This window comes from Microbacterium sp. Root1433D1, assembly GCF_001426835.1.
GTDB classification, from domain to species: domain Bacteria; phylum Actinomycetota; class Actinomycetes; order Actinomycetales; family Microbacteriaceae; genus Microbacterium; species Microbacterium maritypicum.
Genome location: NZ_LMFN01000001.1, coordinates 320544 through 347024, shown reverse-complemented (window position 1 = coordinate 347024; position 26481 = coordinate 320544). Strand labels below are relative to the sequence as shown.

The window sequence follows — 26481 nt, the reverse complement described above, 5'->3', positions numbered from 1 at the left end:
TCAGTGGTTGCTCGGGAAGCCGAGGTCGATCTGCGACGGGGTGTGATCGGGCCAGCGGGTCGTGACGACCTTGGAGCGCGTGTAGAAGTGCACCGACTCGGGGCCGTAGATGTGGGAGTCGCCGAACAGCGAGTCCTTCCATCCGCCGAACGAGTAGGCGCCGATCGGCACCGGGATCGGTACGTTGACCCCGACCATGCCGACCTCGATGTCGAACTCGTACTGACGGGCGGTGCCGCCGTCTCGGGTGAAGATCGCGGTGCCGTTGCCGTAGGCGTTCGCGTTCACGAGGGCCACCGCCTCGGCGTAGGTCTCGACGCGCACGACCGACAGCACCGGGCCGAAGATCTCGTCGTCGTAGACCTTCATGCCGGGGGCGACCTGGTCGATCAGGCTGACGCCGAGGAAGAAGCCCTCGGAGTCGAACTGCTTCTGCGTGCCGTCGACGACGACCGTCGCGCCCTCGGCTTCGGCGCCGGTGACATAGGAGGCGACCTTGTCGCGGTGCTCGCGGGTGATGAGCGGACCCATCTCGCTTTCGGCATCCGTGCCGGCGCCGATCTTCAGCCCGTCGATGCGCGAGGCGATGGCGGAGACCAGGTCATCGGCGATGTCGCCCACCGCGACCAGCACCGAGACGGCCATGCAGCGCTCGCCGGCGGAGCCGTAGGCGGCGGAGACCGCGGCGTCTGCGGCCGCATCGATGTCGGCGTCGGGCATGACGACCATGTGGTTCTTGGCGCCGCCGAGGGCCTGCACGCGCTTGCCGGCGGACGAGGCGCGCTGGTAGATCGAGCGTGCGATCGGGGTGGAGCCGACGAAGCTGACGGCGTCGACCCTGGAGGAGTCGAGGATCGCGTCCACGGCCTCCTTGTCGCCGTGGACGACGTTGAGCACGCCGTCGGGGAGGCCGGCCTCGGTGAAGAGCTTCGCGAGCCACACCGCGGCGGACGGGTCCTTCTCGCTCGGCTTGAGCACGACCGTGTTGCCGCAGGCGATGGCCGAGGCCACCATCCACAGCGGCACCATCACGGGGAAGTTGAACGGGGTGATCGCGGCGACGACGCCGACCGGCTGCTTGACCGAGTGCACGTCGACACCGCGCGAGACCTGCTCGCTGCGCTCGCCCTTGAGAAGGTGCACGAGTCCGGCCGCGAACTCGACGTTCTCGATGCCGCGCGACACCTCGCCGGCGGCATCCGAGAGCACCTTGCCGTGCTCGGAGGTGACGATCGCGGCCAGCTCGGGCGTGCGCTCCTTCAACAGCTGGCGAAGGCGGAAGAACACGTCGGCGCGTTTGATCAGGCTCGTCTCGCGCCAGGCCGGCAGGGCGGCCGCAGCCGCGGCGATCGCGGTCTCCACCTCGGCCGCCGATGCGAAGGCGACCTGCTTGGACACCTGACCCGTTGCGGGGTCGAAGATCTGACCGGTGCGGGCCGCTTCGGCGGTCTCCGTGCCGTTGATGACGTGACGGACGATGTCCACGATGTTCCTCCGAGGGCTGAAGAATGCGGGGCTCGAACACTCTGACCGGTGTTCGATAGGCTTGTGCTCCTCAATGATCACAGAGCGAGGGAGCTGATCGTGATGTCAGAACGTCAGGACTTCCGCTTCATCCGGACAGATCGTCCGACACGCGGTGACGCGCTCCTCACGGTCGCCGATGTGCTCGCAGAGCCCGTGCTGCAGGCGGGCGCTCCCGAGCTGATCGTCGGCGGCAGTGCGCTCGATGCCGCCGTGCGCTGGGTGCACGTGTCCGACAGCGCCGGTGTCGCCCGTCTGCTCGACGGCGGGGAACTCCTGCTCAGCACCGGGGCCGGCTGGCCGACCGCTGCGGCGGAGCTGCGTGCTTTCGCCCAGGGACTGCACCAGGCCGGGGTCGCGGGCATCGTGGTCGAGCTCGGCTCCGGCCAGGCGCGCATCCCGGATGCCGTCGTCGAGGTGTGCGCGGAGCGCGGGCTCGCGCTGATCGCACTGACCAGCGAGGTCAAGTTCGTCGCCGTCACCGAGACCGTGCACCGCGCGCTGATCGCCGCGCAGACCATGGCGCTGCGCGAACGCCAGCACCTGCACGAACTCTTCACGGCGCTGAGCCTGCGGGGAGCCCCGGCCGACATCGTCGTCGCCGAGACGGCGCGGGCGCTCGGCGCACCCGTCGTGCTGGAGAACCTGGCGCGGGAGGTGATAGCGCACGAGACCCTGCGGATGCCGGTGGCCCAGGCGCTGGGAATGCTGCGCTCCGCCGACCGTGTTCCCGTCCAGGCGCGCGGCGTGCGGTGGGGGACCCTGCTCGCGCTCCCCGGACCCGCGCATCCGGCCGGCCGGCTCACCGTGCTCGAACAGGGGGCCACGGCCCTCGCCTTCGGGTGCCTCGCGGACGGCGGTGATTCCGAGTGGTCGCTGCTTGCACAGCGCGGCCTCATCGACGACCTGCTCGGCGCGCGGTTCGCGAGTCCGGATGACATCGAGGCCCGCCTCGCGGCCAGCGGCTTCCTGCTCGCGGGGCGGCACTGCCACGGCATCGTGGCACGTGGCACGGAACCTGCGGTGCACCTTGCGCACCGCGCGGCGCAGCTCGGGGTCGCGGTGGTCGCCGCGCGGGTGGGTGACGACGATGTCGCACTGCTGTCGCTGCCGGCATCCGTTCCGCTGTCGGATGCGCTCGTCGCGAGCCTCGTCGGTCCTGACCGCACGGTCTTCGTCGGGCCCCCTGCGGAGGAGGTGCTGGGTCTGCTCGCCTCGCTGCGGGCCGCGCGCGATCTGGCGGCCAGCGACCGTTCGGATGGCGGTCCGCGCGTGCGGCGCGTGGACGACCGTCCGCTCGAGCGCTTCGTCGCCTCGTTGCGCGACGACCATCGCCTGCTCGCACACAGCGAGCGGATGCTGGCGCCGCTCGTGACGCACGACCGCGAGCGCCGTGGCGACCTGCTCGATGTGCTGGCGGCGCTCGTGGCACACCCCGGCAACCGCTCGGCCGCCGCAGCCGCGAGCCACCTCTCACGCTCCGTCTTCTACCAGCGCCTCACGCTGATCGGCGACCTGCTCGATGTGGATCTCGACGACGGGGAGACCCTCGCCGCGCTCTACCTCGCGCTGTTGGCGAAGCGGAGCGCGGCGCCGGTCGTGTGACCTTCGCGCCGTGCCGTCTCCGCGACGGTCAGAGGACCGACTGCGCGCGCGTGAGCACATCCCGCAGGATCTGCTCGATCTCGCGGAACTCCGAAGGCCCGACGGTGAGCGGCGGTGCGAGCTGGATCACGGGGTCGCCGCGGTCATCCGCACGGCAGTACAGACCGGCTTCGAACAGGGCGGGGGAGAGGAAACCGCGCAGCAGCCGCTCCGACTCGGCGTCGTCGAAGGTCTCCTTGGTCGCCTTGTCCTTCACGAGCTCGATGCCGAAGAAGTACCCGTCGCCGCGCACGTCGCCGACCAGCGGCAGATCGAGCAGTTTCTCGAGCTCGGAGCGGAACAGCGGGGAGTTCTCACGCACGTGCGCGTTCAGCCCCTCCTCGTCGAAGATCGCGAGGTTCTCCAGCGCGACCGCGGCCGAGACCGGGTGTCCGCCGAAGGTGTAGCCGTGCGGGAAGGACATGTCGCCCTTCGAGAAGGGCTCGTAGATGCGGTCGCTGACGATCGTCGCTCCGATGGGGGAGTAGCCGCTCGTCATGCCCTTGGCGCACGTGATCATGTCGGGCACGTAGCCCAGACCCGTGCACGCGAACGTGTGACCGAGGCGGCCGAAGGCGCAGATGACCTCGTCCGAGACGAGCAGCACGTCGTGGCGGTCGCAGATCTCGCGCACGCGGGCGAAGTAGCCGGGAGGGGGCGGGAAGCATCCGCCGGAGTTCTGCACGGGCTCGAGGAAGACCGCGGCCACGGTGTCGGCCCCTTCGAAGAGGATCATCTCCTCGATGCGGTCGGCCGCCCACCGGCCGAAGGCCTCGAGGTCATCGGCGGGCCCGCCCATCTCGGCCGCGCGGTAGAAGTTGGTGTTCGGCACGCGGAAGCCGCCGGGGGTGACCGGTTCGAACATCGACTTCATCGCCGGGATGCCGGTGATCGCCAGAGCGCCCTGCGGGGTGCCGTGGTACGCCACCGCGCGCGAGATGACCTTGTGCTTGGCGGGCTTCCCCTGCAGCTTCCAGTAGTGCTTGGCGAGCTTGAAGGCGGTCTCGACCGCCTCGCCGCCACCGGTGGAGAAGAAGACCTTGTTCAGGTCGCCGGGTGCCTCGTCCGCGAGGCGGTCGGCCAGTTCGATCGCCGCCGGGTGCGCATACGACCACAGCGGGAAGAACGCCAGCTCGGACGCCTGTGCCGCCGCGGCCTCGGCCAGTCGGCGCCGACCGTGACCGGCGTTCACGACGAAGAGTCCGGCGAGGCCGTCGAAGTACTCCTTGCCCTTGGCGTCCCAGATCCGATGACCCTCGCCCTTGACGATGATGGGCACACCAGACTCGGCCATCGTGGACTGCCGGGTGAAGTGCATCCAGAGATGATCCTTCGCCATCGTCTGCAGCTCGGATTCCGACGGGATGGTGCGTGCGATGCTCATCTGGTCCCCCAGTTGTAGAGCTGCTTCTGCAGCTTGGCGTATATGAAGGTTTCGGTGGAGAGGACGCCCTCGATCGGGCGGATCACGTCGTTGATCAGTGCGAGCAGGTCGTCATCGTCCTCGCAGACCACCTCGGCGAGGACATCGAAGGAGCCGACCGTGATGACGACGTAGTCCACGGCGTCGATCGCGGCGATCGCCTCGGCGACGCGGCGGGCATCGCCGGACACGCGCACGCCGATCATGGCCTGGCGATGGAAGCCCAGCTGCATCGGATCGGTGACGGCGACGATCTGCATGACACCGGACTCGGTCAGCCGCTGCACCCTCTGGCGCACGGCCGCCTCGCTCATCCCCACGGTGCGGCCGATCTCGGAGTAGGAACGACGGCCGTCCTCTTGGAGCAGCTCGACGATCGTCTTCGAGACCGCATCGAGGGAAGGGTGCTTCTTCGCCGGACTCATGGTGCGATCCTCGCACTCCACGATGCTCTCGGCAACCGATTTCGCAGAATATGGCCATTCGTCCAGCGGAATCGGCAGAAAAACTCAGCTTTCGAGAGGGCCCAACCACGCGCTCGCCGCGGTGGAGTGCGCGGATTCGGGGTCGGAGGGGTGGAACGCCCCGGCCAGCACGTCGCGGTAGAGGCGGGAGAGCTCGTTGGCGGAGAAGTACGACCCGCCGCCGGCGACGAGCATCGCCTCGTCGACGACATGCTTGGCCATCGTGATCGCGCGGTGCTTGACGCCGGAGAGCAGCGGGAACCACCGCGCGCCGTGATCGACACGGTCGTCCACATCGCGTGCGAGCGCGGCGATCTGCGGCGGCAGCGCGTCGTAGGCGATCGCCATGTCGGCGATGCGCCAGCGGATGTCGGGATCCTGGCTGTAGGCGAGACCCGTCTTCTTCGAGTGCCGCTTCTGCGCCGTCGTGACGGCGAGTTCCAGTGCTCGGCGGGCGATGCCTGTGTAGACGGACGCGAGCAGGATCTCGAAGACCGAGAAGATGCCGAACACGATGGGGTCGGGGCTGGGACCCGGGTCGATACGGCGCACCACGTGCGCGGCATCGGCGACGGCGCCGTTCAGCCGCGTGGTGCGACTCTGCGTGCCGCGCATGCCGAGGGTGTCCCAGTCGTCGGAGGTGGTGACCGAATCCGTCCGCTCGATGAAGGCGAACACGAGCTGGGGCGCGTCGGGGCTCGTGGTGTCGAGCCCGTGCAGGCCCAGTCGCGTCCACACCGGGGCGAGGGAGGTGAAGATCTTGGTGCCGGTGAAGGAGTATCCGCCGTCGCCATCGGGCACGGCTGCGGTGTCGCTGCCGAACAGCACCAGGTCGTTGCCGCCCTCGCTGATGCCGAACGCGAAGACCTCGCCCGCGACCGCGCCATCCTGCACGAACTCCAGTCCTGGTACGCCGCGGTCGGAGAAGACCTTGGCGACGCCCGTCCACACGAGGTGCATGTTGACGGCCAGGGCGGTCGCCGGTGCGGCACCCGCGAGACGCTGCTGCAGGATCGCGGCTTCGGCGAGTCCGAGTCCGGCGCCCCCGCGCGCGGTCGGCACCAGGATCGACAGGTATCCCGCGGCCCGCAGCTCGTCGAGGTCCTGCGCGGGGAAGGTGTTCTCGCGGTCATGGATCGGTGCGCGCTCGCGGATGCGCTCGAGAAGGTCGTCGGCGAGGAACTCCGCGGGATCGAACGTGCTCATGCCAGTGCCTCCAGAAGCTGACGGACGGATTCCTCCGGGCGATCGCGGTGCAGGGAGTGCCCCGCACCCTCGACGATCGACAGGGAGATCAAGGGGTTCGCGGCGAGGACCTCGTCGGCGAGAGCACCCGTGAAGATGCTGTAGACAGCGGGGTCGGCGCCGATCACGTGCGTGGGCACGCGCAGCCGCGCGGCCTCGGCGCGCACGTCCCAGGGCTGGTTCTGGGCGCTGGTCTGCTCCACGGCCCAGGCGCTCGCGCGCAGGACGGCGTCGACCTTGAGCTCCTGATCCTGCGGATGCCAGTGCGGATGCTCCTGCTGCACGACCTCGAGCCGGGTGTCGGCGAATGCGCGCTCCTGGCTGCGGCGGACGATCGCCGCATCGCGTCCGTCCACGTGGATCGCGGGATCGATGAGCACGAGACGCCGCGTCCATTCCGCAGCGGATGCTGCGGCGACCGTGCTGGCGGCGCCGCCGAGCGAGTGGCCGATGACTGCGTCCCAGGCGCCGCCGCCTTCGGGGAGCGTGACGGCGAGGTCGACACCGTATGCGGCGACCGAGTAGTCCAGGGAGCGCGGCGCGTCGCCGTGACCTCGCAGATCCACGGCTGTCGCGTGCCATCCCGCATCGGCGAGAGCGTCGCCGAGACGCCACATCAGAGCGCCGGACGACCCGAGGCCGTGAACCAGAAGCGCTCGCCGGGATGCCGACGGGGAACCCCACGAGATACGGGGCAGAGTGAGCGGTGCGGGCATGTCACCAGCCTACGACCGGGGGAGCGGGGTCGTCCTGGCGGGGGAGCCCGCGGCGTTCAGCTGAGCGTCACCAGCGGCGGAAGGTCGGCAGCGATCGTCAGCACGCGCTCGGCGGCCGCGTGGCCGGCGGACAGGCATGCGGCGAGGTCGGCTCCCTCGAGGGTGGCCGCCAGGAATCCGGAGGCGAACGCGTCGCCTGCGCCGACCGGTTCGACGACGTCGACCACGGGGGCGGGGACGAACACCGGTTCGGCGTCGCCGTCGAAGGCGGTGGCGCCGACGTCGCCGTCCTTGACGACCAGCAGCGCGCAGTTCGGGAGGAATGCGCGGATCTCGGCCGGCGTCGCCGTGCCCCAGATGCGTTCGGCCTCGTCGCGGCCGACGAAGGTGATGTCCGCGGCGTCCGCGAGGCGGGCGAGAGTCTCGGCCGCCTCCTGAGTGCTCCACAGCGGACGACGGTCGTTCACGTCGAACGACACGAGAGCGCCTGCCGCGCGTGCGTCGTTGAAGAGCCGATCGACCATCTCGCGACACGACGCGGAGAGCGCGGGGGTGATCCCGGTGGTGTGCACGATCCGCACGCCCTGGAGCTGCGCGGTCGTGAGGAATCCCGGCTCCATGCGGGAAGCGGCTGATCCCTGACGGTAGTAGTAGACGGAGGACGACTCCGCTCCCGGATCCTTGAACATGACTCCGGTCGGCGCGGTGGCATCGCGGTCGATCCACAGCTCCACGCCTCGGTGCTCGAGCTCGGTGGCGACGCGGTCGCCGAGGGGGTCAGCGCCCAGACGCGATGCCCAGGCGACGCGGTGCCCGGTGGAGGCCGCGCCGGCAGCCACGTTGGACTCCGCGCCGGCGAGACCGATCGTCGCCGCGGCGGCATCGGCCAGCCGGGCGTCCGTCGGGGTGATCAGCGCCATGGTCTCGCCGATGCAGACGATCTCGGGGGCAGAGGTCGAGGAGGAGGAGCTCATGAGGGGGTGACCGCCAGGGGTTCGGTGTCGGGATGCGGGCTCGCGTCGCGGTGACGCAGGTCGGGGAAGGAGCGGACGAAGACGACGGCGACGAGGAGCCCGACCGCGGCGAAGATCGTGGCGGCGAGGTACGCACCGCGCCAGTCGCCGACATCGACGAGGAAGCCGGCGACGGCGGATCCTGCCGCGGCGCCGATGAGCTGACCGGTGCCTGCCCATCCGAACGCCTCAGCGGTCTCGCTGAACTTCACGCTGGCCGAGGTGATGGCGAAGAGCACGGCGAGGGCGGGGGCGATGCCGATGCCGGCGAGGATCAGGGTGCCGCCCAGCCAGAAGACGTTGAGCATGACCATCGTCAGGCCGAGCCCGATCGTCACGATCAGCAGGCGGCGCGCCATGGCCCACGGCCCGATGGGGATGTGTCCGAACGCCAGACCGCCGGCGAGGCTTCCGGCCGAGAACACGGCGAGCACGAGACCGGCGGCGAGGCTTCCGTGCTCGAACGTCGCGACCACGCCGACCTCCACGGCGGCGCAGGCCCCGATCAGGAGGAAGCCGATCACGGTCGCCAGCAGCACGGGCGGCTTGAGCACGACCTTGCCGAGAGCGTTGCGACTGCGCGGGATGCGCACGCGCCCGACCTCGGGGGAGAGGATGAACCACGCTCCGCCGCCGACGAGGATGATCGCCACCAACAGCAGTCCCTCCGCGGTGCCGATCTGAGTGGAGACGAGCGTGATCACGACGGGGGCCAGCACCCAGATGATCTCCTGCAGCGAGGCGTCGAGGGAGAACAACGGGGTGAGGTTCGACGAGTTCACGAGCTTGGGGTAGATCGTGCGGACCGCGGCCTGGACCGGCGGAGTGGAGAGGCCCGCGACCATCCCGAGCGCCATGTACCCCGGTACTTCGAGCGGGAGCAGGGCGAGGCACAGCACCGCCACGACGCATACCGACAGGGTGAGGGTGATCACGCGACGCATGCCCCAGACGCCCATCCACCGGCTGGTGATGGGGCCGGCGATCGCCTGCCCCACACTGGTCGCGGCGAGCACCAGACCGGCAGATCCGTAAGACCCCGTCTGCTGCTCGACATGCAGCAGGATCGCCAGCGACATCATCCCGTTGGGGAAGCGCGCCGTCAGCTGAGCAGCGATCATGCGCGCCACTCCCGGCGTGCGAAGAAGATCCCGATATCCCGCCACCAGACAACGGTACCGGCACCCGGCGGGGAGCGTCGAAGCGGGTACGGATGCGACACGCCGCCGACACGCCGAGAGGGAGTTTCCACAGGTCTCGGAATGTCCGAAGCCCCTCGTATGGTCGCCCCTGTGGACAGATCGCTCACGGGTGCTTCCCAGCCGCGATTTCCTGCGGTTCGAGTGTCCCCGTACGGGGCCTCTGCCTGTGGAAGAAACGGTGGAGAACCTGTGTTGTATCTGTAGAGAACGGTGGATAACTACAAGGATGTAACTACTACCCCTTGTGGTCGCCCCCAATGTCGGTCCCCATATGTAGTATTGAAGTCCCGGCAGGGGTCTACCGGGAAACAGCCTGATGAGAAGCAGGCCAGAGATTTGAGGGGTTACGAAAAAGATGTCGATCACGGTCTACACAAAGCCTTCCTGCGTTCAGTGCAACGCCACCTACCGTGCCCTGGATGCCAAGGGCATCGAGTACGAGATCCTCGACCTGTCGGAAGACCCGACGGCGCTCGAGCAGGTCAAGGCGCTCGGCTACATGCAGGCACCCGTCGTCGTCACCGACGAGGGTCACTGGTCGGGCTTCCGTCCCGACAAGATCGACGAACTCGCCTCCCGTCTGGCGTGACGCCCCATGAGCGCCGTCGCGACCGCAGCGCCGCTCCTGATCTACTTCTCGAGCGTCTCGGGTAACACCGCGCGGTTCATCGAGAAGCTCGGGCTCCCGTCCCGACGCATCCCCCTCCACCGGCACGAAGAAGACCTCGTCATCGACGAGCCCTTCGTGCTGGTCACCCCCACCTACGGCGGGGGAGCAGGGCGCGGCGTCGAGAAGGGCGCCGTTCCGAAACAGGTGATCCGGTTTCTCAACGACGAGCGCAACCGGCGTCACATCCGCGGCGTGATCTCCGCGGGCAACACCAACTTCGGCGAGGCGTTCTGCCTCGCCGGCGACATCATCAGCCGCAAGTGCAACGTGCCTCACTTGTATCGGCTCGAGATCTTCGGCACACAAGACGATGTGGATCGCGTGAGCGACGGATTGGAACGACGGTGGCAGCTTCAGTGACCGAGACAGCGGCATTCAAGGCGAACCCCTCCTATGAGGGTCTCGACTATCACGCCCTCAACGCGATGCTCAACCTGTACGACGCGGACGGCAAGATCCAGTTCGACGCCGACAAGCGCGCCGCACGGGAGTACTTCCTGCAGCACGTGAACCAGAACACGGTGTTCTTCCACTCGCTCAAGGAGCGCCTGGACTACCTCGTGGAGAAGGAGTACTACGAGGGTGCCGTCATCGAGAAGTACTCGATGGAGTTCATCCAGAAGCTCAACGACCTCGCCTACGGCAAGAAGTTCCGCTTCGAGACCTTCCTCGGCGCGTTCAAGTACTACACGAGCTACACGCTCAAGACGTTCGACGGCAAGCGCTACCTCGAGCGCTTCGAAGACCGTGTCGTCATGACCGCCCTCGGACTCGCAGACGGCGATGAGAAGCTCGCCGTCGCCCTCGTCGAGGAGATCATCTCCGGCCGCTTCCAGCCGGCCACCCCGACCTTCCTCAACGCCGGCAAGGCGCAGCGCGGCGAACTCGTCAGCTGCTTCCTGCTGCGCATCGAAGACAACATGGAGTCGATCGCCCGCGGAATCAACTCCGCCCTGCAGCTCTCCAAGCGCGGCGGCGGCGTCGCCCTGCTGCTGTCGAACATCCGCGAGTCGGGTGCGCCGATCAAGCAGATCGAGAACCAGTCCTCGGGCATCATCCCGGTGATGAAGCTCCTCGAAGACAGCTTCAGCTACGCCAACCAGCTCGGTGCGCGTCAGGGCGCCGGCGCGGTGTACCTCAACGCCCACCACCCCGACATCATGCGCTTCCTCGACACCAAGCGCGAGAACGCCGACGAGAAGATCCGCATCAAGACGCTGTCCCTGGGCGTCGTTGTGCCGGACATCACGTTCGAGCTCGCAAAGAACGACGAGGACATGTACCTGTTCTCGCCGTACGACGTCGAGAAGGTCTACGGCGTTCCGTTCGGCGACATCTCGGTCACCGAGAAGTACCGCGAGATGGTCGACGACCCGCGCATCAAGAAGACCAAGATCAACGCGCGCGAGTTCTTCCAGACCGTCGCCGAGATCCAGTTCGAGTCCGGCTACCCGTACGTCATGTTCGAAGACACGGTGAACAAGGCCAACCCGATCAAGGGTCGGATCAACATGTCCAACCTCTGCAGCGAGATCCTGCAGGTGAACACGCCGACCACGTACAACGCCGACCTGTCGTACGACAACATCGGCAAGGACATCTCCTGCAACCTCGGCTCGATGAACATCGCGCTGTCGATGGACGCCGACGACCTCGGACAGACCGTCGAGACGGCGATCCGCGCTCTCACCGCAGTGAGCGACCAGAGCCACATCGGCTCGGTGCGCTCGATCGAAGACGGCAACGACCGCTCTCACGCGATCGGCCTCGGCCAGATGAACCTGCACGGGTACCTCGCTCGCGAGCACGTGTACTACGGCTCCGAAGAGGGCATCGACTTCACGAACATCTACTTCTACACGGTGCTGTTCCACGCGCTGCGTGCGTCGAACAACCTCGCCATCGAGCGCGGCACCACGTTCGACGGGTTCGAGGACTCGACCTACGCATCGGGCGAGTTCTTCGACAAGTACATCGACCAGGCCTGGGTCCCCGCGACCGAGAAGGTCAAGGAGCTCTTCGCCGGCAAGCACATCCCGACGCAGGACGACTGGGCTGAGCTGAAGGCGTCGATCCAGAAGCACGGCATCTACAACCAGAACCTGCAGGCCGTGCCGCCGACCGGTTCGATCTCGTACATCAACAACTCGACGTCGTCGATCCACCCGATCGCGTCGAAGATCGAGATCCGCAAGGAAGGCAAGCTCGGTCGCGTCTACTACCCGGCGGCGTTCATGACGAACGACAACCTGGAGTACTACCAGGACGCGTACGAGATCGGCTACGAGAAGGTCATCGACACGTACGCCGCGGCCACGCAGCACGTCGACCAGGGCCTGTCGCTGACGCTGTTCTTCAAGGACACCGCCACCACGCGTGACATCAACAAGGCGCAGATCTACGCATGGCGCAAGGGCATCAAGACGATCTACTACATCCGCCTGCGTCAGCTGGCGCTCGAGGGCACCGACATGGCCGAGTGCGTCTCGTGCATGCTCTGACCTGTTGTTGACCTGAGAACTCTGAATCCCGAGAAACGACGAAGAAAATGACTCCCGAAAGACTCAAGCTGGTCTCCAGTGTGCAGGCGATCAACTGGAACCGCATCCAGGACGACAAAGACCTCGAGGTCTGGAACCGTCTGGTGAACAACTTCTGGCTGCCCGAGAAGGTGCCGCTGTCGAACGACGTGCAGTCGTGGAACACGCTCACCCCCGACGAGCAGCTGCTCACCATGCGGGTGTTCACCGGTCTCACGCTGCTCGACACGATCCAGGGCACCGTGGGCGCGGTGTCGCTGATCCCCGACGCGATCACGCCTCACGAAGAGGCCGTCTACACGAACATCGCGTTCATGGAGTCGGTGCACGCGAAGAGCTACTCCTCGATCTTCTCGACGCTCGCGTCGACGAAGGAGATCGACGAGGCGTTCCGCTGGTCCACCGAGAACCCGAACCTTCAGAAGAAGGCTCAGATCATCATGGACTACTACCAGGGCGACGACCCGCTCAAGCGCAAGGTGGCCTCCACCCTGCTGGAGTCCTTCCTGTTCTATTCGGGCTTCTACCTGCCGATCTACTGGTCCTCGAAGGCGAAGCTGACGAACACGGCCGACCTGATCCGCCTCATCATCCGTGACGAGGCCGTGCACGGGTACTACATCGGCTACAAGTTCCAGAAGGGGCTCGAGAACGAGACCCAGGAGCGCCGCGATGAGCTCAAGGACTACACGTTCTCGCTCATGTACGAGCTCTACGACAACGAGGTGCAGTACACGCAGGACCTCTACGACGGCGTCGGTCTGACCGAAGACGTCAAGAAGTTCCTGCACTACAACGCCAACAAGGCCCTCATGAACCTGGGCTACGAGGCGATGTTCCCCTCCAGCGTCACGAACGTGAACCCGGCGATCCTGTCGGCGCTCTCGCCGAACGCCGACGAGAACCACGACTTCTTCTCGGGGTCGGGCTCGTCGTACGTGATCGGCAAGGCCGAGGCCACGGAAGACGACGACTGGGACTTCTGAGTCCGTCGCGTCGGCACCGGATTCGCTGACGTACCAAAGGCTCCGGCCGGCTGCTCACCACGAGCGGCCGGCCGGGGCCTTTTGTATTTTCGAGCGAGGGCGGGACTCCAGATGCGATTGCTCTCGGCTACCTTCTCAACCCGAAGTGGTTCTTGACGGGGTCGGGCTGCCTGCACGGCCAGCAGCGGCATCAGGCAGGTCACGATCGGTCGTGCGCATCGCGGCCGCCGCGACGCCGCGCCTGTCGCCATCCGCGCGACATCGCCATGACGTCGCGACTCAGACCCGCGCCCAGCAGCATCCCGATCGCGATCGCCGTGAGCGAGCCGAAGGTCCGCAGGATGGTGTCCGTGGCGCCCGACGTGCCCGAGGCGGCCTCGCTGAGCCCGATGAATCCCATTGCGCCCGGCACCAGGAGCCAGTACGCGCACGTGAGCATGACCGCGGTCGAGGGTGACGCCGCGAGGCGCCCGGCGAGCATGACGGCGGGGATGACGATCAGGGCGCCGACGAGTCCCGACATCTCGGCTCCCACCAGCGCATCGCCCAGAAGCTGCGCGGAGTAGGCGACGACCAGCGCATAGAGGATCCACATGAGGGAGCGTCGCGGAGCAGCGGAGTAGAGGTAGTAGCCGAGGGCGACCAGAACGATGCCCGCCCACGGTGCCCACGCCCCGAGCTGCACAGGTGCGGTGGTGGGAGGAGGCGGCTCGCCTGCCAGCGAGATGCCCGCGTACACCCCGAAAGCGAGGAGGCCGAGCCGGGCGATACCGGATACCAGGCGGCTCGCCCCCGCCATCATCTGCCCTGAGGTGAGTTCCACGGCGGCGATGGTGAGAGTGAGTCCTGGAAGGAACGACACCAAGGACGGCGCGACGAGACGGAGCACGTCGTCGTGCACCAGAGGGCGCACGAGCACGGAGATCAGGAGCGTCACCGAGAAGGCGGTCAGCACGGGCAGGATCAGCGACAGCGTGGCGACGCGGGCGCCGATGAGGACGATCGAGCCCACGACCACCCCGAGCAGCACATACACCGGGAGAGCGGTGAGGGTCGGATTGAGCACGAGTCCGAACCCGACCGTGAGCAGGGTGTACCCGAACACGGTGAGCACCGGTCCGAAGCGCGGGGGTGCCGATCGGATCGCGCTGAGCCGCGCCACGACATCCTGCGGAGACGGCGTGCTCTGCGACGCCTGACGAACGAGCCTCTCGACGGCATCCACCTGATCGAGGCGCAGCGCGGTGCCGTCTGCGGCGAACAGAGAGGTCTGCGACGATGCCCTGCGCGGATCCTCGACCATGACGATCGTCGGGAGGACGAAGACACGGAGATCGGCGCGATCGTACTGCCGGGCGAGCCGGTCGAGCGTCTCCTCCACATCGCTCGTCGCCTGCGACGCGGCCAGGAGCGCTGCGCCGAGTTCTCCCAGCATCGCGGTCACGCCGACATCGGGCGCGTCCGTGTCCGCGGTCGCGGCCCGCGGGCGCAGCGCCTGCAGCGCGCCCCGAGCGCGACTCATGATCCCGGGGTCCGAGTTCGTCGCACGCACGGGTGGTGCCATCATGGCCGGTTCGAGGTCTCGGTGTTCAGCAGGCGCAGCCGGGAGGCGATGCTGATCGCGTCGTCGCGCGTCGAACATCCGAGCTTGCGGTAGAGGGATCTCAGCTGGGACTTGATCGTGTTCGGCGAGACATACAGCGCTGCGGCGATCTCCGCGGTCGTGGCGTGCAGAGGGAGGGCATGGAGTACCCGGATCTCGCTCGCGGTGAGCGCGGGGCGACGAGGGTGGTCGGCGGAGTCGAGACCGCCGGTGAGTGCGGAGAAGGCGACCGCATCCTCGGGCGAGAGGCGCTCCCGCACGCGCTCGATCAGCTGGAGCGGCATCGTGGAGATGAGTCGGCGCTTCCCGGGGCGCGACGCGATCCGCGCGACCTGGGCGGCGGTCTCCGCGGCGACGCCATCGGTGAGGGCGCACTCCAACCACGCCGACAGGAGCGTGGCCTCCGCACGCTGCCCCGGTCCCAGCGACCGTGCGGCGGACATCTGGCGCAACCCCGCGGCAGCGGTGTCGAGTCGGGATTCCAGGAGTGCGTGCCGGATGATCGCCATGCGGCTGAGCACTCCGGAGCGGGCGGATGAGTCGGCGAGCCGACGCGCCGAGGTCGTGTCGCCGATCGACCAGAGAGCTTCGATCGACACCGCGTTGATGACATCGGTCGCGAACGACCCGTGCTGGTCGGGGTGCGCGTCGCGCGCCAAACTGACGGCCTCGACGGCATCGTCGGGGTGCTGCAGGGCCAACAGGTGACGCGTGCGCGCAAGCAGCGCGAAAGGCCAGGTGAGCTCGATGCTGTCGTAGGTCTCGAGCCGGCTCAGAAGCGCACCCGCCTCCGGTGCCATCTGATCGACGGCGAGCAGGGCCCTCGCGCACCGCTCCGTCATCATCGTCGAGGCCGCATGGGCATGCGTGACCTGCGGCAGCAGGGCGATCTCGTCGAGGGTGCTCTCCGCGTCGTCGAGAGACCCGCGAACAGCGTGGGCGAGCGCGGTGCGGCCCAGCGCCATGCGCTCGGCGTCGGCCTGGGGGGACAGTCTTCCCAGGTCGCGGGCCGTCGTGAACTCGAGGAGGGCCGCGGCGGTCTCCCCGGCGGCGAGGAGCGTCGATCCGATCTGCTGGTGGTAGAACCAGAGCGGTCCGTCGGGGCGCTCGCGGGACTCGACGCGGATCTGCACGATGCGATCCTGCAGACGACGGGCATAGATCATGGCCGCTGCGACGTCTCCGCTGAGCCGGAACGCGACCATCTGCACGAGCGTGAAGATATCGAGTTCGTCCGGGCTCATATTCCGAGCATCATCGGGATAGATGAGGGGTTTGAACGGACGGCTGGTGCGCGCCAGGACCGGTGTCATGCGGTGCAGGATGCGCAGCACGGGATACCGCTCCAGCACGGGCGAGGGAAGCCCCTCGACGGCCTCCACCAGCTCGGCCGCGTGCACGCTGTACAACGGCCAGATGTTCATCATGGCCGCGTGCGCGACCCTCTCGTCGTTCTTCGACTGCACGGCGCTTCGCAACGCGTCGATCGCTCGCGCACTGTCCGTCAGGTTCATGGATTCGCCGCGCGCCGAGGTGCCGCGTGTGTTCTGTGGCATCGGCGGACTCAGTTCGGACGCGCGGTCACGGCTGCGGCGCGTCCGGCGGCGAGACGGCGGAGGTTCGGTCGAGTCGTGGATTCGGGGCCGGCGCACGGACCGCGGTGGGAGGCCACGTCACTTCTTCCGCGGACGCAGCCACGGGAAGAGGGAGCCGATCACGACGCCGGCCGCCAGCACTGCGAGGAACCAGCCCCAGGCAGGCATCGTGAACTCGAGGAAGAGGAACCGGAGAGTCGCGGGAGCGACGTTCGAGAACACGAAGGAGAGTGCGGCGATGGCGATGATGATCGCGATGATCGCCTTCGCGCCGTTCGTCCTGTTCGGCTGATCCACGTCGCTCTTCGAATGTTCCTTCTCAGGCATACGTCTCCTCCTCCTGCTGTCGCGCGCTCGCGGACCGCTCCAGGGAGGAGACTACTCACCTTTCGCGGCACACCACGAGAGGGATGAGAGCCGGGTGAAGGGCAGAGGGTGAACGGGGTCATCACCCGAATGACGAGGCGGGGGAAATCTCTGCGGGAAGCACGGCCGTGGCCGGGCCGCGTCATAGTGTCACGGCCATGACCCCAGGGACGAATGCACCGCAGAGGATGATCATCCGCAATGCTCGCGTCTTCGACGGCGTGAACGCGAAGACGCAGGACAACGTCGACGTCCTGATCGAAGGATCGCACGTCGTCGGGGTGTCCTCGGCTCCCGTCGCCGGCGACGCCTCCGACGGGGTCATCGAGATCGATGCCAGGGGACGCTTCCTGATGCCGGGGCTGAGCGATGCGCACGTGCACCTGATGGGGAACGCCAACAGCATGATGGAGTTCCTTCAGGGACCCACCGGCGCGCTTTACGGAAACACCATCGCCGAGGCGAAGCGGATGCTGCTGCGCGGGTTCACGACGGTGCGGGACATGGGCGGCGATACCGCCCCGGTCAAGTCGCTCATCGACCGCGGAGTCTTCGAAGGCCCCCGGATCTTCCCCAGCCAGGCGATGATCTCGCAGACCTCGGGCCACGCCGACTTCTCGTTCGTCTACGACGTGCCCGAGGAGTTCGGAGGCGCGCCGAGTCGCACCGAGGACATCCACTTCACCCGCGTCGCGGACGGTGTGCCGCGTGTTCTGGCCGCCGTCAGGGAGCAGCTCAAGATGGGGGCGAGCCAGATCAAGCTCACTCTCGGTGGGGGAGCGGCGTCGATGTACGACCCGCTCAACACCCTGCAGTACACCCCGGATGAGATCCGAGCCGCAGTCCAGGCGGCGACGGACTACGGCACCTACGTCGCCGCCCATGTCTACACGCCCGCGGGGATCGTGCGTGCTCTCGACGCCGGCGTCACCTCGATCGAGCATGGTCACCTCGCCGACGAGGCGACGATCGCACTCATCGCCGAGAAGGGAGCATGGCTCTCGATGCAGCCGTTCGCCGAGGACGACCATCACTATCCCGACCCTGTGCGCGCTGCCAAGAACACCGAGATCTGTCACTGCACCGATGAAGTGTACGGATGGGCGAGGCAGCACGGCGTGAAGACGGCATGGGGGACCGATCTGCTTCTCGAGCCGCAGTCGGCGCCGCGCCAGAGCGTCATGGCCGCCCGCCTGGGTGATTTCTACAGCAATGCCGAGGCCCTCACGATGCTCACCTCCGGCAACGCGGCGCTTTTCGAACTCGCGGGTGAGCGCAACACCTATCGCGGGGCGAAGCTCGGCGTGATCGCCGAGGGGGCATGGGCGGACCTGATCCTCGTCGACGGAGACCCGATCGCGGACCTCTCGCTCATCGCCGACCCCGACACGAACTTCGCCCTGATCGTCAAATCCGGCCAGATCGTCAAGAACGAGGCCTGAGACCATGTCGACGCCGATCGGGAATCTCAGAGCGAATCGAAGGGGAGAAGCGATGACAGCTCCGACGGAAGAGGGCGGCACCGCCGGTGAGCCCGGCACCCGCAGCGGACACAGCGATTCTTTCGGCGAGGTGTTGATCACGGCGACCGGCATCGGTGTCGACGCCTCGTGGGGGCACATCTACGGTCCCGTCGATCTCACGGTGCGAGCCGGAGGCGTCACGGTGCTGGTGGGTGCGGGAGGACGTGGTCGACAGGCGCTCCTGCTGACGTTGGCCGGACGGATGAAGCCCACCACCGGTCAGCTGGAGGCCTTCGGACGCGTCGACGCCCCGCATCATCTCTTCGACCGAGCGGCGATCGCCAACATCGACGAAGTGGACGGGATCCCGCAGACCATTCGCGTGCACGACATCGTGACGGAACAGGTGCGTTGGGCGGCCAAGTGGTACCAATGGGTGCCCCAGTCGACCGACGCCGACCTCGAGCGCATCTGCCGACCCGTGTTCGGGGAGTATTCGCTGCCGACGATGGATGCGATGGTCGAGGAGCTCCCGGAGTTCACGGCAGCACTGTTCCGCATCGCGGTCGCGAACATCCGAAAGCCCCCGCTGCTGGTCGTCGGCGGCGTCGACACGCTCGCCAGCATCGAAGGATCTCAGCGACTCCGTGAACGCCTCATCGCTCTCGGTGCCGAGCAGACGGTCATCATGGCCGATGTCAACGGAGTCGAGATGCAGGACGGGATCACCGACGTGATCGAGGTCCACAACCTCACCGACCACGAATTCGCGGTCCTGGAACGAGAGGTCACCGGCCGATGATCGCCGCATTCTCACCCGGCAGCGACTTCAAGCGCTACTACCGCGGCCGCATGCCGCGCCTCGCCGTCGTCGTCATCATCCTGATGCCGCTGTTGTACGGCGCCCTGTACCTCTGGGCGTTCTGGAACCCGTTCGGCAACGTGAACAACCTCCCCGTCGCGATCGTCAACCTCGACGAGGGCGCCGATGCCATGGGCGAGCCGCTCGATGCCGGTACCCAGGTCGTGCAGGGGATCGTCGCTTCGGGGCAACTCCAGACGCACGTCGTCGATGAGGCCGAAGGCACCGCGGGCCTCGAGCACGGGAGGTACGCGTTCACGATCACGATTCCCGCCGACTTCAGCGAGGCGATCGCCTCGGCGGCGTCTGGTGATCCTCGCCAAGCCGACCTGATCTTCACGTACAACGACGCCAACAACTACCTGTCGACGGTGATCGGTCAGGATGCGGCGGCCGAGGTCATCAACGACGTCACGGCGCAGGTGGGTGAGCAGGTGTTCCTCGCCGTCGTGACCGGGATCAAGGGGGAGCTGCCCACGATCCGGCAGGCCGCCGCAGGAATCGAGACCCTCAACTCCGGGGTCGACCAGCTCAGCACCGGCGCCGATCAGCTCGCGGCAGGTCTGGTCACCGCGAAGTCCGGCGCAGGGACGCTCTCCGCCGCGCTCGATGAACTCGTCACCGATGTGGACGGTGCCGTCGGTCAGGTGGAGAGAGCGGTCAGCGCGAACGGTCTGACCACGGGAGAGCTGCAGCAGTTCGCCGCAGCGATCCGCACCAGCACCGACACGCTCGACGGTGCTCTGGCCGGCATCGCCGATGCGAACGCGCGGGCACGGGCGGATCTGCAGGCGGTGATCGACGACGTGCGCGCCGGCGGAGACGATGCGCTCGCCGAGCGCCTGGAGAATGTGCAGCGCTCGATCGAGCAGAGCAACGTCGGGCAAGAGGTGTCCATCGCCTTCGATCGGCTGCGCAACGACGTCGACGTCCTGGCCGGCGAGTTCGACAACCCGAGCAGCCGTGTCAACGTGATCCTGCGCGCGGTCGAGTCCGGCGGCATCAACAACACGCTGAACCAGGTCACGGCGAAGGCCGACGAACTCCGATCCGGCGCCGACCAGCTCGCGGGCGGCCTGGTGCAGCTCAGCGACGGTGCGAACGAGATCTCCGCGAACATGCCCGCGCTCGTCGCCGGCACCGCGGAACTCGCCAGCGGTGTCGAGTCGGGCATGAAGCTGATCCCCTCGTGGAACAGCGATCAGCAGTCGAGCTTCATCAAGACGCTGGCCGATCCCGTCGTGATGAAGCAGGTCACGAACAACGAGGCCAAGACATTCGCCTACGGTTTCGCTCCCTTCTTCTTCGGGCTCGCGCTTTTCGTCGGCGGCATCATCGCGTGGATGCTGTTCACTCCGTTGCAGGCGCGTCCGCTGGCTCAAGGGCTCGGGTCCTTCCGCACCGTTCTCGCGTCGTATGCGCCGACGCTGGCGATCGGCTTCCTGCAGGCGACGATCCTGTACCTGGTCGTGCGGTTCGGTCTGGGGATGGAGTACGCCAACCCCTGGGGCACGTTCGGCTTCATGCTGCTGATGGTCGCGATGTTCATGGCCATGATCCAGATGTTCAACGCCGTGCTCGGACCAGCCGTCGGACGCGTGCTCACGCTCGCCTTCCTCATGGTCCAGCTCACCTCAGCCGGAGGCGTGTACCCGGTCGCGGTGACGACGCTGCCCTTCCAGTACATCCACTGGATCGATCCCATGACGGCCACCGTCACCGGACTCCGGTTCATGATCCTCGGGGGCGCCGACTACCGGCTGTGGGTGGCGATCGGCACGATCGCACTTCTCACCGTGGTCTTCCTCGCGATCTCCACGTGGGCCGCACGGAGGAACCGCCAATACAACATGGACCGCCTCTACCCGCCGGTCGAGGTATAGGAGGAGTCACCCGCGCGACACGTCCTGCCATCTCATCCCACTTCATCCGTCCGATCTCTTCGTAGGAGCGAAAAAGTGACCACCAACACGTACAAGGCCCGTCAGTCGACGAACGTCGACTCGACCATCAGCATCAATCCCGTCTTCGTCCGTCCGGGCGAAGCCACCGAGTTCGACAAGTTCACGCTCCCGGCCGGACCGAGCCTGCCGGAGACGGCCTATCAGATCGTGCACGACGAGTCGATCCTCGACGGCAACTCACGTCTCAACCTGGCCACCTTCGTCGGCACCTGGATGGATGACGAGGCCAAGAAGCTGTACCTCGAGGCCGCCGACAAGAACATGATCGACAAGGACGAGTACCCCGCGACGGCGGCGATCGAGGACCGCTGCTGGCGCATCCTCGCCGACCTGTGGAACGTGCCGGACAAGAACGACACCATCGGCACCTCGACGATCGGATCGTCCGAGGCGTGCATGCTCGGGGGCCTCGCCCTCAAGCGTCTGTGGCAGGAGAAGCGCCGAGCAGAAGGGAAGTCGACGGAGAAGCCGAACCTCATCATGTCGGCCGCCGTGCAGGTCGTGTGGGAGAAGTTCTGCAACTACTGGGACGTCGAGGCGCGCTACGTGCCGGTCTCACCAGACCACATCACCCTCGACGGCTACAAGCTCGAGGACTACGTCGACGAGAACACCATCGGCGTCGTGTCGATCCTCGGCCAGACGTTCACGGGTCTCTACGACGACACGATCGCGATCTCGAAGAAGCTCGACGAGATCCAGGCGAAGACGGGTCTCGACGTGAAGATCCATGTCGACGGCGCATCCGGCGCCATGGTGGCGCCGTTCTGCCAGCCCGACCTCGTCTGGGACTTCCAGCTCGATCGCGTCAACTCGATCTCCACGTCCGGCCACAAGTACGGTCTGGTGTATCCGGGAGTGGGCTGGGTCGTCTGGCGCAACACCGCCGTGCTGCCGGAGAGCATGATCTTCCACGTCAGCTACCTGGGCGGTGACATGCCCACCCTCGCGCTGAACTTCTCACGTCCGGGTGCGCAGGTGCTGCTGCAGTACTACCAGTTCCTGCGCCTCGGCTTCGAGGGCTACCGCGAGGTGCAGCAGAACTCGATCGACGTCGCCACCTATCTCTCGAGCGAGATCGCGAAGATCGGTCCGTTCGACCTCATCAGCAAGGGCGACACGATCCCGGTGTTCGCGTGGGTGCTGAAGGAGGGGCACACCGACACGTGGACCCTGTACGACCTGGCCGACCGGCTGCGGATGAAGGGCTGGCTCGTTCCCGCATATCCGATGGCCGACGACATGTCGGATGTCATCCTGCAGCGCATCGTCGTGAAGGTCGGGCTCAGCCGCGACCTCGCCTCCGCACTGCTGGCCGACATCAGGGGAGAGGTGGAGTTCCTCGAGGCGCTGAGCACTCCGCTCCCCGACACGGCGAGCAGCGGTTCGCACTTCCACCACTGAGCCGTCAGATCGGGGAGGGCGCCATGGTGCGCCCTCCCCGATCTCGCCTTCGCGCCACACATCGAGATGACAGGAGACCGAGCATGACCGCTGCCGCGACCAGTATCGATCCGCCACGCAGACTCTTCGTGCCCACCGTCACGAAGCAGTGCTGGGGGTTCATGATCGGATCCGCCTTCTTCGCCGTCGGCTCCGCACCGGGGCTGAGCGAGGCGATGGGGTCGAGCGTGTCGAATGTGCTCTTCTTCATCGGTGCCTGGTTCTTCACCGGCGCCGGACTGATCCAGCTGTTCCTCAGCGGAGCGGTCGCCGTCAAGGTGGGCTACCCTCCGGGGCGTATGGTCCGGGCCGAGTGGCTCGCCGCGGCCACGCAGTCGCTCGGGACCATCTTGTTCAACGCGAGCACGGCCGGCGCGCTGCATGCACGGAGCATCACCGCTCAGGAGAAGCTCGTCTGGAATCCGGACGCGGGCGGATCCGTCGCCTTCCTCATCAGCGGCGTCCTCGCGGTCGTGGCGTACGCGCATGCCCGCAAACTCTGGGAGCTGGGTCGTCGTGCCTGGTGGTCGGTCTTCATCAATCTGGTCGGGTGCATCGCGTTCGGCGCCTCGGCGGTGGGTGCGTTCATCCTCCCGAGCGGAGATGCTCTCAACGGCGGCCTCGCGAACACGGGCACATTCATCGGTGCGCTCTGCTTCCTGCTGGCCTCCTTCATCGTCCTCCCGTTCTGGGATCGCGCCCGCCGCCACCCGCACCGGGCGGTCGCCGGCGAGGACTACGAACCCGTTCTGCAATGAACGACGAACGAACGCAGGAGGCGCTGAGGGACGGGACGCCGATGCGGGATGCGGTATCGCGCGATCACCGCGAGAACGGGGGCGGGGCCGCGGTGGATTCATCCTGGCCGCCGGTTCCTGCGGACGTCCCGCGCGCGGCCCGAGCCCGACGCGCACTCGACGATGAGTCCTTCGCGCTCACCTTCGGGGCGTTCGCGTTCGCGGGCAGCGCCCTCGTCGCGGTCTTCGTCTTCTGGGGGCGCGAGCTTCCCATCGACGGGCGGCGCTCCCTCGGCGAGTTCGCAGCGATCGCGGGTGCCGTCGCCGCTGCCGTCGGGTTCGCGACCTCGCGCCTGCGTCCTCATCGCGACCGTCGAGCCGATGTGCGCGCGGCGGACGGGGTCAGCTACTGGTGGCTCGACCTCGTCGCCCTGTCGGCCGCATACGCGACGATCGCTCTTCTCGGGTGGATCGGCGTAGCGACCATCCTCGATCACAGCTTCGTCGGTGCCATGGTGTTCGCGTCTCCGGCGGTGGTGCTGGCCGCCTCGTCGACTGCGCTCAGCGCCTATCTCGCTTTCGTGAGCGGGACGAACCTCACCCCGCGCCATCTGTCGCTGGTGCTGGCGGTCTTCCTCGTCGTGGGCGTCGTGACGGCGATGCTGAGCGCGACGGACCCGCAGTGGTGGCAGATGAATCTCTCCGCACTCGGCATCACGCACGACATCTCAGCGCTGACCTTCAATCTCACCCTGATCGTGTCGGGCATCATCGTCACGACGATCGCGCGCTTCGGTACGGCATCCCTACCCACCACGACGGCCGCCGATCGCCGACATCGACGCACGGTGCGCGCGCTGTTCGTGCTGCTGGGCGCTCTGCTCGCCTGCGTCGGGGTCTTCCCCGTCGACCGGTTCTTCCTCCTGCACAACACGGTCGCCACGGGCATGTGCGTCGCCTTCGCCGCCCTGGTGATCGGTCTTCCGTGGCTCATCCCGACCATGCCGAAGGTCTTCATCGCTCTGGGCTTCGTCTACGTCGGAGTCATCATCGTCCTGGCCCTGCTGTTCTCCGCCGGTATCTACAACCTCACGGCGGTCGAGCTCGTGTCGGCGCTGCTCATCTTCAGCTGGATCATCCTGTTCCTGCGCAACGCCCATCCCGTGGTGCACGCATGATCGCCGTTCTGGCGGACCTGCTGACGCTCGGCATCGCCGTCGCGATCAGTCCGCTGTCGATCGTCGCCGTGATCCTGATGGCCACGTCGGGCAAGGGCCGCACGAACGGCACGGCCTTCATCCTGGGCTGCTACGCGTGGGGCATCCTCTTCGTCGGCGTTCTCGTGCTGATCGGGCGCGCCGCCGGGGCGGACGACCCGGATTCGGGCCCTCACATCACGATCGACATCATCGAGATCGTTCTCGGTGCCGGGCTGCTGGTGCTCGCGGTGCTGCAATGGCGCGGCCGCTCCTCGCATGAGACTCCCCGGTGGATGGCCAGCCTGGACGAGATGACGCCGGCGAAGGCCTTCCTCGCCGGCGTGCTGATCTCGGGACCGCTGTCGCCCAAGGATCTCCCGCTCCTCGCCGCGGCGGGCGGTCGCATCTCCCAGTCGGTGCTTCCGACGGAGCAGATCGTCGCGGTGGTGCTGATCTTCGGTGTGTTCGGCATCTCCGCCGTCGCGATTCCGTGGATCATCAGCGTCGTCTCGCCGAGCAAGGTCGAGGTGCGGCTCTCCGGGGCACGCAACTGGCTCGTCGCGAATCATGGTGTGATCATGACGGTGCTGTTCGTGATCCTGGGGTTCAAGCTCATCGGCGCGGGTGTCGCCGACCTCTCGGGGTGACTCATGGACTCGGTGCTGTTCGTCATCCCCGCACTCGCGATGCTCGCTCCGCTCCTCGCGCGTGCCCTCTCCCGGTGGATCCGCATCCCGATCGTCGTCTTCGAGCTGCTCCTCGGCATCCTCGTGGGTCCCAGCCTGCTCGGATGGGCGGAGCCCTCAGCCTTCATGGGTACCCTGGCGGCTCTCGGTCTCGCGATGCTCTTCTTCATCGCGGGCAGCGAGATCGACTTCGGCGTCTTCCGTGAGCGCACGGGCCGTCGTGCCGGTTTCGGCTGGGTTCTCAGCCTGGTCATGGGGCTGTGCGTCGGTGTACTGATCGCGCCCGGCGATGGTGCCGTGATCATCGGGATCGCGCTCTGTTCGACCGCGTTGGGAACGCTGCTTCCGATCCTTCGTGACGCCGACCAGCTGCGCACTCCGTTCGGCCGCGCAGCGGGTGCGATCGGGGCGGTGGGGGAGTTCGGTCCGCTGATCGCGATCTCGGTCTTCCTCGGCACCCGCTCACCGGGGCCGGCCACCCTCGTGCTCATCGGTTTTGGGGTGATCGCCGCGATCGCGATCCGGTTGTCGATGACCGTGCCCCACGGTGCGATGTATCGGTTCGTGCAGTCGACGCTGCACACCTCCGGTCAATTCGCCGTCCGGGTCGTCTTCTTCATCCTGACCGCGCTTCTCGCACTGAGCATCGCCCTCGACCTCGACATGCTGCTCGGCGCGTTCACCGCGGGCGTCGTGTGGCGGCTGCTCATGCGCGACGCAGGTCAGCAGGAGCGGGAGGCGGTGGAGAGCAAGGTCGAGGCGGTCGCCTTCGGTTTTCTCGTGCCGGTCTTCTTCGTCTACACCGGAGTCACGTTCGATCTCGCTGCTCTCCTGGCGGAGCCGATCCTGTTCGTCTTCGTGCCGGTGACGGTGATCGCACTCCTGATCGTGCGCGGCGTCCCGTCGATGCTCGCGGCACCGCCGGGATCATCGTGGCGGGATCGTGTCTCGCTGGGGATGTTGGGGGCCACGGGCCTGCCGATCATCGTCGCAGCGACCGCGATCGGCGTCACGAGCGGAGTGCTGTCGCCGGCCCTGGCCTCGGTGCTGGTGGCGGGCGGGATGCTCTCGGTACTGCTGCTGCCGTTGATCGCCATGGCGATGCACGGTGTCCACCCCGAAAGTGAGAGATGAGC

Annotated in this window: 23 protein-coding genes; 13 read left to right on the top strand and 10 right to left on the bottom strand. The window is 67.1% G+C overall.

The genetic code is table 11. From position 1 onward, the window contains the following. On the bottom strand, nucleotides 1-1485 hold the full coding sequence (locus ASD13_RS01545) for a CoA-acylating methylmalonate-semialdehyde dehydrogenase (RefSeq protein WP_055865043.1): 1485 nt from the start codon (nucleotides 1483-1485) through the stop codon (nucleotides 1-3). A 102-nt stretch (nucleotides 1486-1587) separates the two neighbouring features. Between ASD13_RS01545 and ASD13_RS01540 the strand changes: the two genes are divergently transcribed. Continuing rightward, complete coding sequence (locus ASD13_RS01540) at nucleotides 1588-3129, top strand: PucR family transcriptional regulator (protein WP_082531413.1); 1542 nt, start codon at nucleotides 1588-1590, stop codon at nucleotides 3127-3129. Nucleotides 3130-3157: 28 nt separating this feature from the next. On the opposite strand, the gene ASD13_RS01535 is transcribed toward ASD13_RS01540, so the two are convergent. From ASD13_RS01535 to ASD13_RS01510, 6 genes are all read right to left on the bottom strand, one after another. Next, nucleotides 3158-4552, bottom strand: coding sequence for an aspartate aminotransferase family protein (locus ASD13_RS01535; protein WP_055865040.1), 1395 nt, complete (start codon nucleotides 4550-4552; stop codon nucleotides 3158-3160). After that, a complete protein-coding gene (locus ASD13_RS01530; RefSeq protein ID WP_017828874.1) occupies nucleotides 4549-5016 on the bottom strand; it encodes an Lrp/AsnC family transcriptional regulator in 468 nt (155 codons plus the stop codon). The genes ASD13_RS01535 and ASD13_RS01530 overlap by 4 nt, the downstream gene beginning before the upstream one ends. Nucleotides 5017-5100: 84 nt before the next feature. After that, nucleotides 5101-6261, bottom strand: coding sequence for an acyl-CoA dehydrogenase family protein (locus ASD13_RS01525; RefSeq protein ID WP_055865037.1), 1161 nt, complete (start codon nucleotides 6259-6261; stop codon nucleotides 5101-5103). Beyond that, nucleotides 6258-7016: an alpha/beta fold hydrolase gene (locus ASD13_RS01520; RefSeq protein ID WP_055865034.1), complete on the bottom strand. Its 759-nt coding sequence runs from the start codon at nucleotides 7014-7016 to the stop codon at nucleotides 6258-6260. Before ASD13_RS01520 ends, ASD13_RS01525 begins: the two co-directional genes overlap by 4 nt. 56 nt (nucleotides 7017-7072) lie before the next feature. Next, on the bottom strand, nucleotides 7073-7990 hold the full coding sequence (locus ASD13_RS01515; protein WP_055865031.1) for a sugar kinase: 918 nt from the start codon (nucleotides 7988-7990) through the stop codon (nucleotides 7073-7075). Then, complete coding sequence (locus tag ASD13_RS01510) at nucleotides 7987-9150, bottom strand: MFS transporter (protein ID WP_055865028.1); 1164 nt, start codon at nucleotides 9148-9150, stop codon at nucleotides 7987-7989. The genes ASD13_RS01515 and ASD13_RS01510 overlap by 4 nt, the downstream gene beginning before the upstream one ends. 436 nt (nucleotides 9151-9586) lie before the next feature. On the opposite strand from ASD13_RS01510, the gene nrdH reads away from it, so the two are divergent. From nrdH to nrdF, 4 genes are read left to right on the top strand one after another with little or no spacing between them, the layout of a single operon-like run. After that, entirely contained in the window at nucleotides 9587-9820 is a 234-nt protein-coding gene (nrdH, locus tag ASD13_RS01505; RefSeq protein WP_017828869.1) for a glutaredoxin-like protein NrdH, read from the top strand. Between the two features lie 6 nt (nucleotides 9821-9826). Further along, nucleotides 9827-10261, top strand: coding sequence for a class Ib ribonucleoside-diphosphate reductase assembly flavoprotein NrdI (nrdI, locus tag ASD13_RS01500; RefSeq protein WP_055865024.1), 435 nt, complete (start codon nucleotides 9827-9829; stop codon nucleotides 10259-10261). Further along, nucleotides 10258-12402, top strand: coding sequence for a class 1b ribonucleoside-diphosphate reductase subunit alpha (gene nrdE, locus ASD13_RS01495; RefSeq protein WP_055865022.1), 2145 nt, complete (start codon nucleotides 10258-10260; stop codon nucleotides 12400-12402). The genes nrdI and nrdE overlap by 4 nt, the downstream gene beginning before the upstream one ends. A 47-nt stretch (nucleotides 12403-12449) precedes the next feature. Further along, on the top strand, nucleotides 12450-13427 hold the full coding sequence (gene nrdF / locus ASD13_RS01490; RefSeq protein WP_017828866.1) for a class 1b ribonucleoside-diphosphate reductase subunit beta: 978 nt from the start codon (nucleotides 12450-12452) through the stop codon (nucleotides 13425-13427). A gap of 199 nt (nucleotides 13428-13626) precedes the next feature. On the opposite strand, the gene ASD13_RS01485 is transcribed toward nrdF, so the two are convergent. The 3 genes from ASD13_RS01485 to ASD13_RS01475 all read right to left on the bottom strand — a co-directional run bounded on the left by ASD13_RS01485 (nucleotide 13627) and on the right by ASD13_RS01475 (nucleotide 16952). Next, nucleotides 13627-14949, bottom strand: coding sequence for a threonine/serine ThrE exporter family protein (locus ASD13_RS01485; RefSeq protein ID WP_162246274.1), 1323 nt, complete (start codon nucleotides 14947-14949; stop codon nucleotides 13627-13629). A 41-nt stretch (nucleotides 14950-14990) separates the two neighbouring features. After that, nucleotides 14991-16586, bottom strand: coding sequence for a helix-turn-helix transcriptional regulator (locus ASD13_RS01480; RefSeq protein ID WP_055865017.1), 1596 nt, complete (start codon nucleotides 16584-16586; stop codon nucleotides 14991-14993). 117 nt (nucleotides 16587-16703) lie between these two features. After that, entirely contained in the window at nucleotides 16704-16952 is a 249-nt protein-coding gene (locus ASD13_RS01475; protein ID WP_055865014.1) for a LapA family protein, read from the bottom strand. 197 nt (nucleotides 16953-17149) lie between these two features. Between ASD13_RS01475 and ASD13_RS01470 the strand changes: the two genes are divergently transcribed. The 8 genes from ASD13_RS01470 (at nucleotide 17150) to ASD13_RS01435 (ending at nucleotide 26479) form a co-directional block, all read left to right on the top strand. Then, on the top strand, nucleotides 17150-18433 hold the full coding sequence (locus ASD13_RS01470) for a metal-dependent hydrolase family protein (protein WP_055865012.1): 1284 nt from the start codon (nucleotides 17150-17152) through the stop codon (nucleotides 18431-18433). Between the two features lie 52 nt (nucleotides 18434-18485). Further along, on the top strand, nucleotides 18486-19256 hold the full coding sequence (locus tag ASD13_RS01465) for an ATP-binding cassette domain-containing protein (RefSeq protein ID WP_200935149.1): 771 nt from the start codon (nucleotides 18486-18488) through the stop codon (nucleotides 19254-19256). Then, nucleotides 19253-21199, top strand: coding sequence for a YhgE/Pip domain-containing protein (locus ASD13_RS01460; protein ID WP_055865010.1), 1947 nt, complete (start codon nucleotides 19253-19255; stop codon nucleotides 21197-21199). The genes ASD13_RS01465 and ASD13_RS01460 overlap by 4 nt, the downstream gene beginning before the upstream one ends. 75 nt (nucleotides 21200-21274) lie before the next feature. Next, nucleotides 21275-22684, top strand: a complete 1410-nt coding sequence (locus ASD13_RS01455) for a glutamate decarboxylase (RefSeq protein ID WP_055865008.1) — start codon at nucleotides 21275-21277, stop codon at nucleotides 22682-22684. 83 nt (nucleotides 22685-22767) lie between these two features. Then, nucleotides 22768-23481: a hypothetical protein gene (locus ASD13_RS01450; protein ID WP_055865005.1), complete on the top strand. Its 714-nt coding sequence runs from the start codon at nucleotides 22768-22770 to the stop codon at nucleotides 23479-23481. Next, on the top strand, nucleotides 23478-24638 hold the full coding sequence (locus ASD13_RS01445; RefSeq protein ID WP_055865001.1) for a hypothetical protein: 1161 nt from the start codon (nucleotides 23478-23480) through the stop codon (nucleotides 24636-24638). Before ASD13_RS01450 ends, ASD13_RS01445 begins: the two co-directional genes overlap by 4 nt. Then, a complete protein-coding gene (locus ASD13_RS01440) occupies nucleotides 24635-25306 on the top strand; it encodes a GAP family protein (protein WP_055864998.1) in 672 nt (223 codons plus the stop codon). The genes ASD13_RS01445 and ASD13_RS01440 overlap by 4 nt, the downstream gene beginning before the upstream one ends. A gap of 3 nt (nucleotides 25307-25309) precedes the next feature. After that, a complete protein-coding gene (locus ASD13_RS01435) occupies nucleotides 25310-26479 on the top strand; it encodes a cation:proton antiporter (RefSeq protein WP_055864995.1) in 1170 nt (389 codons plus the stop codon). Nucleotides 26480-26481 lie beyond the last annotated feature (2 nt).